This window comes from Ureibacillus aquaedulcis (assembly GCF_030418165.1).
GTDB lineage: Bacteria > Bacillota > Bacilli > Bacillales_A > Planococcaceae > Ureibacillus > Ureibacillus aquaedulcis.
In genome coordinates, this window is sequence record NZ_JAUHTQ010000049.1 from 1 (window position 1) to 292 (window position 292).

At 36.6% G+C, this 292-nt stretch carries 1 protein-coding gene; it reads right to left on the reverse strand.

Going from position 1 to position 292, the window contains the following annotated elements; all coding sequences use genetic code 11:
- Positions 1-232, reverse strand: a 232-nt coding sequence (locus QYB95_RS19205; RefSeq protein ID WP_301139948.1) for a copper amine oxidase N-terminal domain-containing protein, incomplete at its 3' end; no start/stop codon positions are given.
- Positions 233-292: the final 60 nt, after the last annotated feature.

Sequence of the window (292 nt, forward strand, 5' to 3'; positions counted from 1 at the left end):
TTTTCCACTCGACTGTTGCCCCTAAAGATTCACTTACAAACCTTAACGGAACTAATGTACGTCCGTTTACGGACTTTCCTGGAACATCTAGTTCTCTTTTTGTACCATTTATAATTGCTTCTTTACGATTTAAAGTAAGGGAAACAACTGTACTACCATTTGTAGCTTTAACGGTTTTGGTTTTATTTGACCATTCAATCGTTGCACCCATCGCTTCAAAGATAGCTCTCATAGGAACTAGTACTCTTCCTTTTTCCATAATAGGTTGTTGATCAAAATAAAGTTCCTGTGA